At 70.3% G+C, this 14758-nt stretch carries 13 protein-coding genes; 1 reads left to right on the top strand and 12 read right to left on the bottom strand.

Going from position 1 to position 14758, the window contains the following annotated elements:
* Position 1: 1 nt before the first annotated feature.
* Both ACFFGH_RS32730 and ACFFGH_RS32725 read right to left on the bottom strand, forming a co-directional pair.
* On the bottom strand, positions 2 to 778 hold the full coding sequence (locus ACFFGH_RS32730) for an ABC transporter ATP-binding protein (protein ID WP_446686188.1): 777 nt from the start codon (positions 776 to 778) through the stop codon (positions 2 to 4).
* Between the two features lie 35 nt (positions 779 to 813).
* Positions 814 to 969 (bottom strand): hypothetical protein, encoded by a 156-nt coding sequence (locus tag ACFFGH_RS32725; protein ID WP_386676805.1) that lies wholly within the window; start codon positions 967 to 969, stop codon positions 814 to 816.
* Between the two features lie 290 nt (positions 970 to 1259).
* Between ACFFGH_RS32725 and ACFFGH_RS32720 the strand changes: the two genes are divergently transcribed.
* Complete coding sequence (locus ACFFGH_RS32720) at positions 1260 to 2744, top strand: MFS transporter (RefSeq protein WP_386676803.1); 1485 nt, start codon at positions 1260 to 1262, stop codon at positions 2742 to 2744.
* Between the two features lie 77 nt (positions 2745 to 2821).
* Here ACFFGH_RS32720 and ACFFGH_RS32715 read toward each other — a convergent pair whose 3' ends face one another.
* From ACFFGH_RS32715 to ACFFGH_RS32670, 10 genes are all read right to left on the bottom strand, one after another.
* Positions 2822 to 4366 carry a DUF4389 domain-containing protein gene (locus ACFFGH_RS32715; RefSeq protein WP_386676801.1) on the bottom strand — a complete coding sequence of 515 codons (1545 nt, stop codon included), beginning with the start codon at positions 4364 to 4366 and terminating at the stop codon, positions 2822 to 2824.
* 99 nt (positions 4367 to 4465) lie between these two features.
* Positions 4466 to 5383 carry a dihydrodipicolinate synthase family protein gene (locus tag ACFFGH_RS32710; RefSeq protein WP_386676799.1) on the bottom strand — a complete coding sequence of 306 codons (918 nt, stop codon included), beginning with the start codon at positions 5381 to 5383 and terminating at the stop codon, positions 4466 to 4468.
* 42 nt (positions 5384 to 5425) lie between these two features.
* Positions 5426 to 6850 carry an MFS transporter gene (locus tag ACFFGH_RS32705; protein WP_386676797.1) on the bottom strand — a complete coding sequence of 475 codons (1425 nt, stop codon included), beginning with the start codon at positions 6848 to 6850 and terminating at the stop codon, positions 5426 to 5428.
* Between the two features lie 45 nt (positions 6851 to 6895).
* On the bottom strand, positions 6896 to 7771 hold the full coding sequence (locus ACFFGH_RS32700) for an NAD-dependent epimerase/dehydratase family protein (RefSeq protein WP_386676795.1): 876 nt from the start codon (positions 7769 to 7771) through the stop codon (positions 6896 to 6898).
* 98 nt (positions 7772 to 7869) lie between these two features.
* Positions 7870 to 9096, bottom strand: a complete 1227-nt coding sequence (locus tag ACFFGH_RS32695; protein WP_386676793.1) for an FAD-dependent oxidoreductase — start codon at positions 9094 to 9096, stop codon at positions 7870 to 7872.
* Positions 9097 to 9310: 214 nt separating this feature from the next.
* Positions 9311 to 10492 carry a ComEC/Rec2 family competence protein gene (locus ACFFGH_RS32690; RefSeq protein WP_386676791.1) on the bottom strand — a complete coding sequence of 394 codons (1182 nt, stop codon included), beginning with the start codon at positions 10490 to 10492 and terminating at the stop codon, positions 9311 to 9313.
* A complete protein-coding gene (locus ACFFGH_RS32685; protein ID WP_386676789.1) occupies positions 10489 to 12201 on the bottom strand; it encodes a gluzincin family metallopeptidase in 1713 nt (570 codons plus the stop codon). Before ACFFGH_RS32685 ends, ACFFGH_RS32690 begins: the two co-directional genes overlap by 4 nt.
* Positions 12198 to 12968 carry a copper chaperone gene (locus ACFFGH_RS32680; protein WP_386676787.1) on the bottom strand — a complete coding sequence of 257 codons (771 nt, stop codon included), beginning with the start codon at positions 12966 to 12968 and terminating at the stop codon, positions 12198 to 12200. The genes ACFFGH_RS32685 and ACFFGH_RS32680 overlap by 4 nt, the downstream gene beginning before the upstream one ends.
* Before the next feature lie 2 nt (positions 12969 to 12970).
* Positions 12971 to 14350, bottom strand: a complete 1380-nt coding sequence (locus tag ACFFGH_RS32675) for a tyrosinase family protein (protein WP_386676785.1) — start codon at positions 14348 to 14350, stop codon at positions 12971 to 12973.
* A 33-nt stretch (positions 14351 to 14383) separates the two neighbouring features.
* The coding region (locus tag ACFFGH_RS32670; protein ID WP_386676784.1) for a hypothetical protein at positions 14384 to 14758 on the bottom strand (375 nt) is incomplete at its 5' end.

The raw sequence follows: 14758 nt of genomic DNA, 5'->3' as shown, positions 1-14758 counted from the left end.
ATCACGCACCCTTCCCGAGCGCCGGTGCCTCGAGGCTCGCCAGCGTGGCCACCACGGCGCCCACCGTCGGGTCGGCCAGTTCGTCGACGACGCGTCCGTCCACCAGGAACGCAACCCGGTCCACGTGCGCGGCCGCCGATGGATCGTGCGTCACCATGACGATGGTCTGCCCGAAGTCGTGCGCCGCACGGCGGAGCAGCCCGAGCAGCTCGTCCCCCCGGCGGGAGTCGAGATTCCCGGTCGGCTCATCCGCGAACACGACGGCCGGCCGGGCGAGCAGGGCCCGCGCCACCGCGACCCGCTGCTGCTGCCCGCCGGACAGCTCGGCGGGCCGGTGCGTCAGCCGGTGCTCGATGCCGAGCACCGCGGCGAGCTCCCGCAGCCACGCGGCATCCGGCTTCCGCCCGGCCAGCGCGAGCGGCAGGGCGATGTTCTCGGCGGCCGTGAGGGACGGCACCAGATTGAAGCTCTGGAAGACGAAGCCGATCCGCTCCCGGCGCAGCAGCGTGCGATTCCGCTCGCTGAGGGCGGTGATGTCGACGTCGCCGAGCAGGACTTGACCGGCATCCGCGGTGTCAAGACCAGCCAGAACGTGCATGAGTGTGGACTTGCCGGAGCCGGACGGCCCCATGATGGCGGTGAACTTCGCTCTCTCCACGGCGAGCGAGGCGCCGTCCAAGGCGCGGACGAGGGTCTCCCCCGTCCCGTACGCCTTCTGAAGGCCGCGAGCCTCGATTGCGACGTTCAGTCGCGGTCGGCGGGCGGTTGGTTGCTTCACGATCGATTCCCTTTCGTTCCGTTGGTTCTGGTTGGTCACAAGCCGGCGGCCGCACGGCGCCGGCGCAGTCCCGGGCGCGGGCGTCGGCCGGTGCTCGTGCGCGTGGCGGCGCTCCTCCGGGCGGCGAGCTGCGCGCCCTGGACCGACTGGACCCTGAGCCAGGCATCCGGGTTGACACCGACTGCGTTCATTGCTTCGTCCTCTCCTGCTGGATCGTCTGGATGCCCGGATGCTGCGAACCGGGTCGTGCCGGCTGGGCATGCATCGATGTTCCGGGCAGCGGGCACTGCGCCGCACCGGCCGAATCGCCGGGTTTCTCCGCGGTGATCGCCGGAAAGGGCACTCCGAACGGGCTGCGACCGCAGCCGCGCTGACCGCGCCGGCGGCTGCGCGACCCCGGCGATTTCGCCGACGCGACGCTCCCGGCCGGAGGCGGAGTGTGGGAACCGTCCGCTCACCCCGACCACTCGAAGGAGCACGAATGTCACACGGAAGCAGCGTCGAACCCGCGAACGTCGCGCCGCCCTCCTCCGGCCACCGCACGCCGGAGAGCCCGCAGGTTACTCACCTCGCGCGCCCGTCCGGCGACGATGCACCTCGCCGTTCCTGGCTCGTGCTCGGCCTCATGCTCCTCGCGCAGTTCATGGTGATCCTCGACGTCAGCGTCGTGAACGTCGCCTTGCCGAGCATCGGCGCCGCACTCGGCTTCAGCAGCGGGGACTACCAGTGGACGGTGAGCGCTTACGTGCTGCTCAGCGGCGGACTGCTGCTGCTCGGCGGCCGGCTCTCCGACCTGATCGACCGTCGGCGGATGTTCGTGATCGGCCTCAGCGTGTTCACCACCGCCTCGCTGCTCAGCGGCCTCGCCGGCTCGCCTCTCATGCTCATCCTTTCCCGGGCGGCGCAGGGCATGGGCGCCGCGATGCTCACGCCGGCGGCGATGGCGATCGTGATGACCGCCTACGCCGGCCGGCAGCGCACCACCGCGCTCGCCGTCTGGGGCACCATCGGCAGCATGGGCATCGCGGCGGGTGTCCTCTTCGGCGGCGCGCTCACCACCCTGCTCGGCTGGCAGGGCGTGTTCTTCATCAACATCCCCATCGGCGTCGTCGTGCTCGCGCTGACGCTCCGCGCGGTTCCCGCAGGTGTCACCACGCTCACCAGCATCCGCCGCCTCGACCTGCCCGGCGCGATCACGGCCGTGCTGGGTCTTGTCGCTCTGGTGCTCGGCATCGAGCACGCCGGCGCCGAGGGATGGACCTCGCCGATGACCCTGCTCGCACTCGCCGCCGGGGCCGCGCTGCTGACCGCGTTCGCATGGATCGAGAAGCGGGCGACGACTCCCCTGGTGCCCCCGCACATCTGGCGGGTCCGTTCGCTCGTCTCCGCCACCGCCGTGATGGCAGGCGTCACCGGCGCCGTCGTGGGAGCGATCTTCCTGAACTCCCTGTTCCTGCAGGGCGTGCTCGGTGGTTCTCCGCTGGTCACCGGGCTGCAGTTCCTGCCCCTGGCCTTGGTCATCACCGTCTCGGCAGCCACCGCCGGGAAACTGCTCGGCCGGGTCAGCCCCCGCAGCATGATGGCCGCCGGGCTCGCCGTCACGGCGCTCGGTGCGGCGCTCCTCATCCACGTGGGCGAGCACTCCGGCTACCTCACCGACGTCCTCCCCGGCTTCGTCGTCCTCGGGCTCGGTGTCGGCCCGATGTTCGTCGCCATCTCGGTCGCCGCGATGGGCGGCATCAAGGGCGAGGAGGCGGGTCTTGCGTCCGGTCTGATGATGACCGGTCACGAGGTCGGTGCGGCGCTCGGGGTCGCGCTGCTGACGACGGTCGGCGGCAACCTGACCACCGCCGCCGGGCTGCTCACCGCATACCCGAAGGCCTTCACCGCCCTGACCGGGGTGCTGCTGGTGCTCGCCGTGTTCACGCTGATCGCGGTTCCCCGCCGCGCCGGCAGCGCGCGCTGACCTGCGGGCCCCCCGGGGCCGCGACCGGCACGGGTCGCGGCCCCGCACCGACCTGGCGAAGCTCCCGGTGCGAGCGGTCAGCCCACCGGCTGCCGATGGTCTGCCACCGGGTTCCCGACGGCGGCGCCGGCAGGTGTCGCGTCGTCCGGTGGGACGAGGTCGGTGGGGGCCGGCTCGAACGGACCCTGATCCAGACGGAACGGCGGATACTCGTCCCGCATCAGCGCCGCGTAAGTGATCACGCGAAGGGTCCACCGGTTGATCCCGACGAGGAGATCGAACACGCCGCGCGGATATCGTGCGGCGAAGAGCAGCGCGAAGCCCGCCACGAGCACGAGCGCCCCGACCAGCGAGATGCCGGCGTTGCTGACGGCGCCCCATCCGTCGCCGTCCATCCACCGGCTCGTCGAGCCGGCGCTGATCGCGCCGAGGATCAGGTAATGCGGGATGGCGAGCAGCCACCACTTGACGAGCACGAGACCGCGGCTGAGCTGCTCCGGGTACACGACGTCGAAATCGGCCGGGTAGTCCGCCTTCGCCAGCGTGAACGGCGGGTACCGGTCCGTCCCGAGCGCGGAATACGCGTAGAAGCCCACCCGCCAGCCCCAGCGGAGCACGCCGACGTTGAAGGTGAAGAGGGAACGCGGGTAGCGCCCGGTGAAGAGGATCGCGAATCCGGCGATCACGGTGGTGACGAGGAACGCGAGCCAGAGGAAAATGAGGATCAGGTAGTGCGGCAGAACGAGCAGCCACTTCACCAGCCACAGCCAGCGAGAGAGCTGCGGGTCGCGCACCCCGACGACCTCCGCCGGATACCGGCCGGGAAGCGCCGCCGGCGCTCCGGCCCTGCCCTCCGCCCCAGAGGTCCCGGCCGGACCGGACCCGGCCTGCGCGAGACCGCGACCCAGGGTCACGGCACCGATCACCAGCAGAGGGATGCCGACGAGCAGCAGCAGACCGCCGACGACGAGGAGCGTCGTCACGGCGGGTGCGAACAGGTCGCTGCGCACCCCCGCCTGAAGGTCTACGGTGACCCCGGGACTGCCGTCGGCGTTCATGATCACGATGGCCCAGTCTCCCGGTGCGATGCTCCACTCGAGCGGCTGCGCACCGTCGCCGGACGTCGCAGACGCGACCCAGAAGTCCTGTTCGAGCGGAGCACCGGCCGGCTGATCGCCGGGCAGGTCGCGATACTCGACCTCGAACGGGAAATACCGCAGCTCGCGGATCTCCGTCCGCTCGACGTTCCCGAGGAAGCGGTCCACCTCGGCCTGCGGGCCGATCCCGAGGAACACCTCCGAGCCGGCGTCCGTGGCCTGCAGCCGGATGGTCGCGAGCTCGAATGGGAGGTCCACCGTTCCCCGGTCGACCGTCAGCCGGCCGACCGACGGAGACGTGAGCGCGTACGTGTCGGTGGTGAAGGTCTCGCTGGGCGCTGTGAAGAATCCGTCGTCGTCGCGCAGCGAATCGGCCGACGCGGCCAGGATGCCGGCCGTGAGGACGGCGCCTCCGGCGAATGAGATGAGGATGCCGAGCGCGAGCAGGATGGCGCCGAGGACCACGCCGCCGCGGGACGGGGCGGGCCCTGCTGCCGGATCTCTGGGTGCCGTTGTCGATGTCATGCGCCCGAGCCTGGCCCGGCATCGCCATGCCCCCAAGTGCCGAAGGTCCCGTCCCCGTGCACGGGCGGCGCCGACGTGAGTGGGGGGTGAACGCCTGCCTCAGCGCCGTTCGGTCAGGGACGGAAGGAGGGCTGCCAGCGCCTCGCGGCCGGTGGCTGGGAGCGGCAGCAGCGGACGCGGCAGGTTCGGTGCTGCTGAGAGGCCGAGGAGCTCCGCCGCTGCCGACACCACGCGGATGCTGCCGTACCGGCGGAACAGCATCCACAACGGCTCGAACTCTGCCGAGATCGCCCGTGCGGTCTGCGCATCCCCGGACTGCGCGCTGCGCGTGAGCGCACGCATCGGGTGCGGCAACAGCCCGCCCAGCACGCTGAAGAACGTGTCCGCGCCTGCCAAGAGACCGTCGGCGGCGAGCCAGTCGCCACTCACGCCGATCGACACCCCGTGGGGGAAGGCCTCCCGGAGGCGCGGGAGACGCTCGGCTGCGACATCGAAACCCATCCCCGGCAGCTTGACTGCGGCAACGGTCGCCAGTGCCGCGATGCGGATGTGCAGTTCGTCGGAAAAGGTGAATCCCGTGGTCCCGGGGTTGTCATAGACGCACAGCGGCAGAGCACATCGGGCACTCACGTCCTCGTACAGGCCGAACACCTCGTCGTCGGTGAGCGGCTGGTATGAGACCGGCGCGAGCAGCACCGCTGCCGCGCCGGCGACCTGCGCGTCATCAGCGTGCCGCAGCACATCGTCCGTGCGAAGTGCTCCGATCCCGACCAGAACCGGCACGCCCGCGGCGGCTCGCACTGCCGCACCCGCCACGGCACGCCGTTCCTCGCGAGAGAGATACGCGGAGCTGCCCGTGCTGCCGAGCGCCCCGATGGAGTCGACACCAGCGGCCACCAGACGCACCACGATCCGCTGGAACGCCTCGAGGTCCACACCGGCGCTGGTCACCGGAGTGATGGGAAAGGCGCTCAGGCCACCGGGGAGGTCACCCACGCTGTTTCGCTGCCGATCCACCCACACAGGGTAGGCGACGCCGGATCACCCGTCCGCCCGCTCTCATGAGCGGCGCGTCTGCGACTGGTCGCTCGAGACCGAGAAGAGCACGGCCTCCGGCCGGATGCCGGTCAGCGCGAGCACCGTCTGCCGGCGCAAGCCGGGTTCACCGAAGGGACGCGTCGCTGCCTGGACAGGCGAGCGCGGGTCAGCGGATCCCGCGGACGACCGGACCGGCGTGGCGCCGCTTCTCCCGAGCACCGCGATCGCCGTCAGAGCGGCGAGGAGCAGCGCGGCGAGCCAGCTCATCGCGACGGTGGCGCTGAGAGCGAGTGTTGCGAGTCCCAGTCCGACGGAGGGCACGGCGAGGCCGAGGTAGGAGAAGAGGAACAGCCCAGCCAGGGCTTCACTCCGTCGTCCGGGCCTCGCCATCGCCGCCACCGATCCGACCGCCGACTTGAAGAGGATGCCCGAGCCGGCTCCGGCGAGGAGACCGCCGAGGAGGAAGACGCCGAAGCTCGCCACATGCATCCCGGCGACGAACCCGACGAGTCCGGCCGCTTGCGCCAGCACACCGAGATTCCGCTGCCGACGCGGGGTGAGCCCGGCGAGAAGTGTCTGCGCCGCGGCGGCTCCGCCGAAGACCACGACCGTCACGATCCCCGCGAGCGTCGGAGATGTCAGCCTCAGCTCGCCGGCGAGAAACCCGGGTGCGACAGAGCTGAACACGCCGAACACCGCGAACGCGACGAAGCCCGCGCCGACGGCTGCGGCGTAGCCGGTGATGCTTTCGCGATTGACGCTGATCCGCTGCGGGCGGTACGAGCCCCGGAGGCTTCGCGTGGCCACGGTCTCCGGCACGAACGCGACGGCTGCGGCCGCCAGCATCAGCACGAGTCCGAGCGACAGGTACGGCGTGAAGAGCGGCCACGCGGCGTGCTCGGCGAGGACGCCGGAGAACAGCGGACCGATCCCCAGTCCGCCCAGGTTGGCGGCGGTCGACACCACCTCGAACCGCTTCGGGCCGGCGTGCGGACGACTCGCCCGATGCAACTCCTGCAGGTAGGCGGTGGCGGTCGCGGTCAGCATCCCCACCCCGACGCCGGAGATGAGACGTGCCACGATCAGCAGGGGCAGAGCCGGATCGAAGAGGAACAGCACCGCGGCGATCAGCTGGATGGCAAGCGCGGTGAGGAGCGCCGTTCGTCTGCCGATCCAGTCGGAGAGATGCCCGGCCAGGAACAGGCTGGCCAGCACACCGATTGCGTAGACGGCGAAGATGACCGTGATCGTCAGCGTCGAGAATCCGAGCTCCCGCTGATAGAGCGGGTAGAGCGGTGTCGGCACTGTTGCGAAGGCCATGGTCGCCAGGTATGCGGAAGCGACGAGCCAGAATCCGATCGCATGCCCCTGTATCCGTTGCGGCGTGTCGGCCGGCCGGCCGGTGGCTGCGCGTTCTTCGGCGCGCTGAAGAGTCGAGATGGTCATTGCTTCACTCCGGTTCGTGTTTCGAGTCGTCGGACCGCATGCCGCTCATGCGTGGGCGGGCGCCCGGTCTGCGGTGAGCTGGGCGATCAGACTCGGACGTGTGGGACTCCAGCCGAGCGCGGAGCGCGCCCGGGCGCCGGTGGCCTGCTGATCCAGCAGCAGGGCGTCGGCGAAGTCGGCACCGAGCCACAAGCGGGTCGCCGCAGCGCCTTCACCGCGGAGCGGCGTGCCCGGCGCGAAGGCCGCCTCGGCGATTTCCCGGACGGTGGGATTCTCGCCGCTGGCGCCGATGTAGGTCTCGCCGCCCGGCGCGCGGTCCAGGGCCAGCGTGTAGAGGTCGGCCAGGTCATCCACGTGCACCGTGGTCCAGTGCTGCTCCCCATTCCCGAGCAGGAGCGCGACCCCGTCGGTCGCCGTGGGCCGCTGCACGATCAGATTGGTGAGGCCGCCTCCGTTGCCGTAGACCACCGCCGGTGCGATGACGCTGGCCCGCAGTCCCGAGGTCAGCACCCGCGCCTCACGTTCCGGCCGCCAGGCGACGAGTCGCGCCGGTCGCCGCTCGCTCGCCTCGGTGATGTGCTGCGAGTCGCCCCACACCCAGACCCCGCCGGTGTGCAGGTACGGCTTCTCGGTGCCGGCGTATGCCGCTGTGACGGCGTCCAGAATGGCGTCGTCGAACTGAGCGCTTCCGCTGTCCTGAGGCGACGCCGTGTGCACGAACGCATCCGTCTGCCGGAGCCGCCCGGTCATCCATTCGACGTCGGTGACGTCATGGAGCAGCGCCGTGCCGCCCTTCCTGGTCACCGCCTCGGCGGACCGTGCGCTCCGCACCACGGCTTGCACCTGATGCCCGTGCTCCACGAGCCGGCTCAGTACGGCTGAACCGATGTAGCCGGAGCCGCCCGTGATCATGACCTTCATCTCTTCCTCTTTCCTTTCATCGAGCGCGTTCGTTCGCGCAGGATCGACCGCCGGCGCCGGTGCGCCGATCGGGTGGTTCGCGCCAACGGCGGCGCTGGTCAGTCGGTCCGGGCTGGGGCCGGTGCTTCGGCCGGTGCGAGCCCCGCCAGGGTTTCCTTCCGCGCCATGCGGTCGGCGACGGCCGGCACGCGGCCGGCCGCGGTCAGCGCTGCGGACCGCAGGGATGCGAGCGCACCGTTGCGCATCGCGATGTTGCGGAAGATCATGGCGTTGCCGCGCTGCACGCGCAGTGACGCCTGGCGCTGCGCGGCCTCGTACTCCCGCACGGCGTTTCCCCAGTCCGGGATGCCGTGCCGGCAGATCGCCGACTCCAGCCGCCAGGCGCCGAGCAGCCCGACCATCATGCCCGCACCCGCGCTCGGACCCATGGCATGGGCCGCGTCGCCGACCAGCACCCACCGGCCGGAGCCGTAGTGCATCGCCTGACCCTGTCCGAGCCGGAAGGTGCTCGCCCACAGGTGACGTGTCACCGTCGCGTGCGGATATGCCTGGCGGAGGATCTCCTCCACGAACGCCGGCGACACCACGTCAGCACGATCGTCGCCCTCGTTGACCCGGTAGATGAGCCGCCATCGGCGGGGCCCGAACGCGAAGGCACCGATAGGCCGCCGAGGGTCGAGCGCGACCCACGACCGATCGGCTCGGTCCGGGTCCGCAGTCAACTCCACATCCGCCACCGCACTGAACGTGCCGTAGTCACGGAAGTCCTGGTCGATGCCGAGCCGGCGTGCCGCCCCGCGCTTGGTGCTCCCCGCTCCGTCGGCGGCCACGCCGAAGCGCGCCCGAAGGGTCGTCGGCTGCCCGTCTGCAGCAACGCCCTCGACGGTCACTCCGCTCTCGTCCTGGTCGATTCCCCCGGCGGTGAACCCGCGAAGCACCGTCACCCCGGGCGTCTCGTGCACGGCGCGCTCGAGCGCGACCTCCGAGTGGTGCTGAGCCAGGTTCAGGGAATACGGATGCCGGTGGCGAAGCCTGTCGAGCCGAAGATCCAGGATCGCCGGGCCGTCTGGGCTGGTGCGGAACTCGTGAGCGGTCCGGACGAGTGCGTCGGCCCGAAGGGCGCCGGTGATGCCCATGTGGTCGGCGAACAGCAGCCCTTCGGGCATCCACGTGATCGCCCGCGACTCGTCAAGGCCGGTGGGAGCGTGCCGTCGCTCCGCCAGGATCACCTCGTGCCCGAGCCTCCCGAGCAGGGCTGCCGTGGCGAGGCCGACAGGACCCCCGCCGACGACGACGACCTCAGCGTCCGATGTGGGGCGTGACACCGTTCTCCTTCCGCTCGCCCGGCGGTGCTGATCCGCCGGTGATGCCGCTCTGGCGAGGGCACGAGAAGGACGTTAAAACCTGAAGTTCAGTTGAGGTCAAGCCCGAAGTCGATGATTCCGATCCTCCGGCTGAAAGTCGCGCGTGCGTGTCCGGAATTCGTCGCCACCGGTGCGGGCGCGCCCGTTTCATCAGCATGCCGACGGGCCCGCACGACTAGCCGGGCAGCACGACCTCGATCGCTTCTCCCCTCGGCACCGTCCGAGTGTCGAGGAGGGTGCAGCGGCTGCGGTAGAAGTCCAGGGTCTCCTCGTCTGGCACCGACTCCCAGCTGCCGTCGCTGGTCGAGATCAGTGCGAATCGGTCGCGATCGTCGGGGGTCTGCGGTGGCAGCAGACGATCGAAGAGCTCCTCGAATGTGCCGTTGTGGCTGCCATGGTGGGCGACCTTGATCAGATGGACGGGCTGGAGCAGTCCCAGCGTGTTCATGGTGCGCCAAGACTTCAGCTCCGCGTCGCCCGGGAACAGCAGTCGCCACCCGCGCCATTCGATCTGCAGCACGATGCTCGTGTTGTTGTTCGCCGCGTCGATTTCCAGCAGGTTCGCCCGGAGCCCGCTGGCCCGGGACCGCAGCAGGTCGAAGTACGCCCCCGGGTCGACACCGGCGGGCGGTTCGTGGAGTTCAGGCACGTTGCCGCGACCGGTCCTGGGTTGCGCCGGCTGATCCGCGTGGGCGGTGAGCGTTCCGCCGCGGAATGAACGGCCGTAGTACGTGGTGGTGTCCGGCTCGGGGGCGAGTATTCGCAGTTTCGCCTCACGGAACGGATGCTTCCGCCCGATCGCCGTCGCGCGGTCGACGTAATGGGTGCGGTCGGCCGGAGCGAGCGTGCGCAGGTGGTCGATGTAGTCCCCCGTGGTCAGTCCGAGCTTGCCGGAGGCATGCAGGGGTGAGTTGTTCCGCAGCAGAAGCTCCAGCTCGGGGTCGGGTGCCGCCTCCAGCGCCCTGCCGGCGTCTTCGAGCGTGCGCTCCGTCTCCAGCTTCCGCTTGCGTGCCTGCGGGTTGCGTTCGTAGTACTCAGGATGCGCCGAACCGGTGAGCCAGGCGTACCTCGCTCCCAGCTTGATCCCCTTCCGGAAGGCCGACAGCAGGCCCTGCGCGTGATCCAGATGCTCGTGCGTCATCACGTAGAGGTCGACCTCGCCCCCGGTGCGGTCGATGATGTCCTGGACCACGTCGAGGAATACCGCGTCGGCGTTCGCCGCCCCGGTCAACAGGTTCCCCACGTCGATCAGCAGATGCCGGATCGTCTCACCCCGACCTCCGTTCCGTTCCGGGATGGAGACCAGCACGGCGTCGCCGAACCCGACGTTGTAGGCGCGCACCACGAGCTCGCTCAATCGTCCCACCCCTCGAGGTGCAGCAGCCGGTGGGTACGCGAGAGCGTGACGAACGCGCCGGAGTCGTCGACTCCGAGCCGTTCTGCCGGTCCTGATGCGGACTCGTCGAGCAGTCCGTCCGATTCCAGTTGCACCAGCAGCTGGTCGCGTGCGTGCTGGTGCTGCCGGCTTGCGATGTCGCTCACGACCAGAGCGAGGCATTCGCCGGTTCCCCAGGCGAAGCTCACCGTCGCGCCGGTCGGGACGAGCCGGTCCTTCGAGGTCCCGTTCGGCATCCGAGCGGGCTCCACGTGGCTCCACCCGACCTTGAGGATCAGCTCCCGCTGCGGCGGGGTGTCCTTCCGGCCGACACGCTTCGTCGCATCGACGCGCGGCAGCACCGTGAATGGGATGCCGTCGGGAATCCCGATCGTTCCGCGGTGCCGGCCGACGTACTCATAGGCGAGGTAGTCGCTGTCCCGCAGCCCGGGCAACTGCGCTGCCGGGACGTCCAGCTCCCCTGGCACCCGGCCGTTCAGGGCATCCCGCTCCGGAAGGAGCCCACGATCGACGAACCGCTGTGCGAAGTCCTGACGGCGCCGGCGGATCTCGTCGTCCGCGTCCGCATCCGGCAGGGCCGCGCGGTCCGCGGCGAGCGTCGCCCGGCCCACGTCGGCGAAGGACAGCTCCCCCGGTGGGAGGTAGTCGATCGCGCGAAGCAGCAACCTGCGGAAGATGAGGTGCGCGGTGCCGAGCGCCCGATTCGCGGCCTGGGCCGGCGTCTGACGCTCGCCGTCGTCCCGCAGGCGGTCGAGCTCGCTGTGGAAGCGGGCGTCGAAGATGTGCGCCAGGCTGTCGTAGAGAATCGCGGAGAGCAACGTGCTCAGGAGGTGTGGGGGCGCCGTCGCGAGGCTCGCGCGGGTTGCATCGTTGGCGAGTTCACGCAGCTCGGTGCGCCGCACCCCTCCGGGTCCGAGCCGGGACGTGCCGAACTCCTCTGCGATCCTGCTGAACGCGTTCGCCTCGCTGAGGTCGTTCCCCGAGCGTGCGAGGACGCTGGTCCGCAACTCGTCGCTGTCGAGTGCCATCAGCACGGCGACCATGTCGGCGACGGACTCATGGATCGCGATCGACTCCGGAGTCGCGCTGTCGTACAGGGACGGCACGACCGCGTCGAGCAGGGCGTGCGCGGTCTCGTGCGCCACGATGTCGCGGCTCAGGGCGGTGTACACGGTCGATCCCGAGTCGCCGGGAAACCAGAAGAACTGCAGACTCCTCGTCGCCCGCTCGTAGAACGCGTTCGCCCACTCCCCCGCCCGAGGCACGATCAGGAGCTGTTCACCGCCGAATGCCCAGTCCACCTGCCGGCCCAGCGCGTCCTTGCCCTCGAACATCTTGATCGTCTGGAACACAATGCCGAAGGCGTTGACCGCCAGCGTGGCGGGAGACAACGGGTCTTCGCCGATCGGGAACGATCCCCGTGTGGTGCCAGGGTTCTGCGGAAGGACGAACCGCGCAGGCGCGGGCAACGGGGCGGACGTCGCCGGGTCGAAGTCGACGACGGCGACTCGGCGGCACGCCGGGCCGTCCAGGAACCGGTCGTTCGCCCCGTCGGGCAGCTCGAGCAGCTTGGTCTCGCGGATCGCACCGCCGCGGATCCCATGCTCGACCTGCAACCCCGCGTCCTGGATGAGCAGGGACACCTCCGCGACCGTGCCCGAACGGCTCATGGCGTCATGAACTCCCCACCGACCGCGCCGAGGGCGGCCACGCCGATCAACAGCAGCGGGACGGGATCGCGCCAGGCGCGCGGATGCCTGGCTTCCCACCAGACCGAGAGGCTTGCTGCGACCAGGACGACCGGATCGTGTCCCACCACCATCGCGATCATGAGTGGTCCACAGAGCGCGGCGCAGCGTCGCCACGCGACGACACCCGCCCCGGCGGCGTCCCGCACACCGCGGAGGCCGCCCGGAGCGACCGGCGGCAGTTTGACGCACCGCCACAGCAGGCGGGTGCGCCGCGCCGAACGCCAGGCTCCCGCTGCGACGAGGACGAATGCCAGCTGCCACCACACGCTTCCGGCCGGCACTGAGGCGACCTGCGCCACCGACGCGGCAGCAAGCCCGAGCGCGAGCCAGAGAGCGGTCGAGGCGGCGACGGCAGTCGCCGCCAGCCCGACCCGCCAGCTCGGATACGCGGATCGCGCGACCCGATCAACGGTGGGCACGAGCAAGGGCCACATCATGGCCGCGACCATCAGCATCCAGCCGCCTGCCCAGGCCGGCGACCACGCATCGAGAGCCGGCGCGCCGCCGGACGGACCAGGCACAGCGTGATGCGCGTGAGGATCGGCGCCGCTCACGCCCAGTGGCAGCCAGAGCAACAGCAGCGCGACCCAGGCCAGCGCCGACCCTGCGAGCAGGCCGCGGCCGGCGCGGCCGGCGCGCGGAGCTCCGGGTCGGAGGGACTGAGGCACCAGCTCCAGCACGCTCATGGCTACTGGACGTAGATGGTGACTTGACCGATGTGGATGGCCTTGTCCGCGTTCGCACTGTCACTGCGGCCCGCCTCGGGGATCACCCGGACGGTGAGCTCGGCGCCGGTCCATCCTTCCGCTAGGAGCGCCGGCAGCGCCGCCGACGCGTCGACCAGATAGTTGCGCACCTCGTCGTCGGGCGTTCCGGCGAGGCCGAACGTCGAGAACCGCCCGACGATGTGCGGTTCCGCCGTCGGCGAGGTCCGGACCTCCACGACGTACGCGTTGTGCGGATCGTGGGCTGTGGTCGCGCCCAGGTCGAGCATCAGCCGGGTGGGTGGGGCTTCGTCCAGGCCGCGCGGCCCTCGCTCGAACCGGACGTCCCGCTCCTCACCCGACGTGAGATCGAAGGTGGCTGCGACGGGCCTCCACCGGGGTGCCGTCTCGTCCAAGGTCATCCGCCCTCCTGTCGCCGCAAGCACTTCCGCGCGGGTGCCCGTGACCTGCTGGAGGATCGCGGCCGGCAGTTCGATGGACTCGTACCGATAGCCCATCTTGGCGCTGTCGAGGTTCTCGACGTCGGCCATGGCGTACACGGCCGGGCTCTGTTCGTCGCCGAACCAGAACTGCGCGGATCGCCACTCCGCCACGGGAGCTCCTGCTGCGGCATCCGGGTCGGTGAGCCGGACAGAGCCCTCCAGCGACAGCCAGACCTCCCACAGCCGGTCGATGTTGGCGTGATGGAGCCAGAAGATCGGGTCCCGGCCCGCGGTCGCCGGCGACCGCATGACGCCGTCCTCGCCACCGATGTCGCCGTGGAGGAAGTTGTGCGGCAGCAGCTCCACAGCGCCGTCGTACTGGTCCGGAAGCACTCCGCCGAAGCCCCGCTCGAGCTCGAGCACGTACCGCGGCTGCCCCAGCGCGAAGACGACGTTCACGTCCTGCTCCGGAAGCGGGTCCCTGGAACGGTTCGGCGAGAAGAGGGGGTTCTGCTGCACGCTCCCGTCAACGGTGCGCGTCTCCACGGTGAACTCCGGCGGGATCACCCGGTTCGACTCCGGGTCGGAGTAGTCCCAGTAGGGCAGCGCCCAGCCTGCGTCGCCGGTGAGCTCCTGAATCGTGCGCTCGAACCACGCCAGGTAGGCCCGGTGCCACGGCAGGAAGAAGAGCGATTGGTGGGCGCACTGCGCCCACGCTGGCCGCCACTGGGTGGACTGGTCGATGCCGTGGGTGTTCGCCGCCCACATCCACGACTGCGGCGTCGGTGGCCCCGCCTCGTCGAGATCCTTCATGAGCTGCACGCCCCGCGCGTACGTGTCGAGCACCTCATGCCACGGCTCGGTGCTCGCCGCCGCCGGATCCCCGAGCGTCAGCCCTGCGATTCCTCTTCGAATCCTCATCGTCGACCCCCGCGAGCGTCTCGTGGGTCCTTGCTACACCCGTCGACCGGCGGCCGTCCAGACACCATCGGGAAGTCGTTCGTGGTGGGCTTTCAGTTCGTCGTCGGATGCGGCTTGCGATTCGCCGTAGCGGTCGTCGGGGATCCGGTCGGGGTTGTCTGGTGGTGGTGGGTCGTGTTCCAGGAGCGCTTGTCGGATGGCGTCGTCGAAGTGGGGTGCACCGCGCATTCTGACGGCGGGTTCGTTGATGTAGTGCTCGCCGAGTGGGGTGGTCCATTCCAGGGTGCCGAACCGGTCCAGGTGCCGGTAGGTCCACCCGGTGAGGGTTTTCAGCTTGTGGTGCTTCACACAGAGATGGGCGAGGTTGTCGAACGCGGTGGGCCCGTGGTCTTTGGCGCGTTCCAGGGT

It is taken from the genome of Lysobacter korlensis (assembly GCF_042434515.1).
This window is presented reverse-complemented; position numbering and strand designations above follow the sequence as displayed.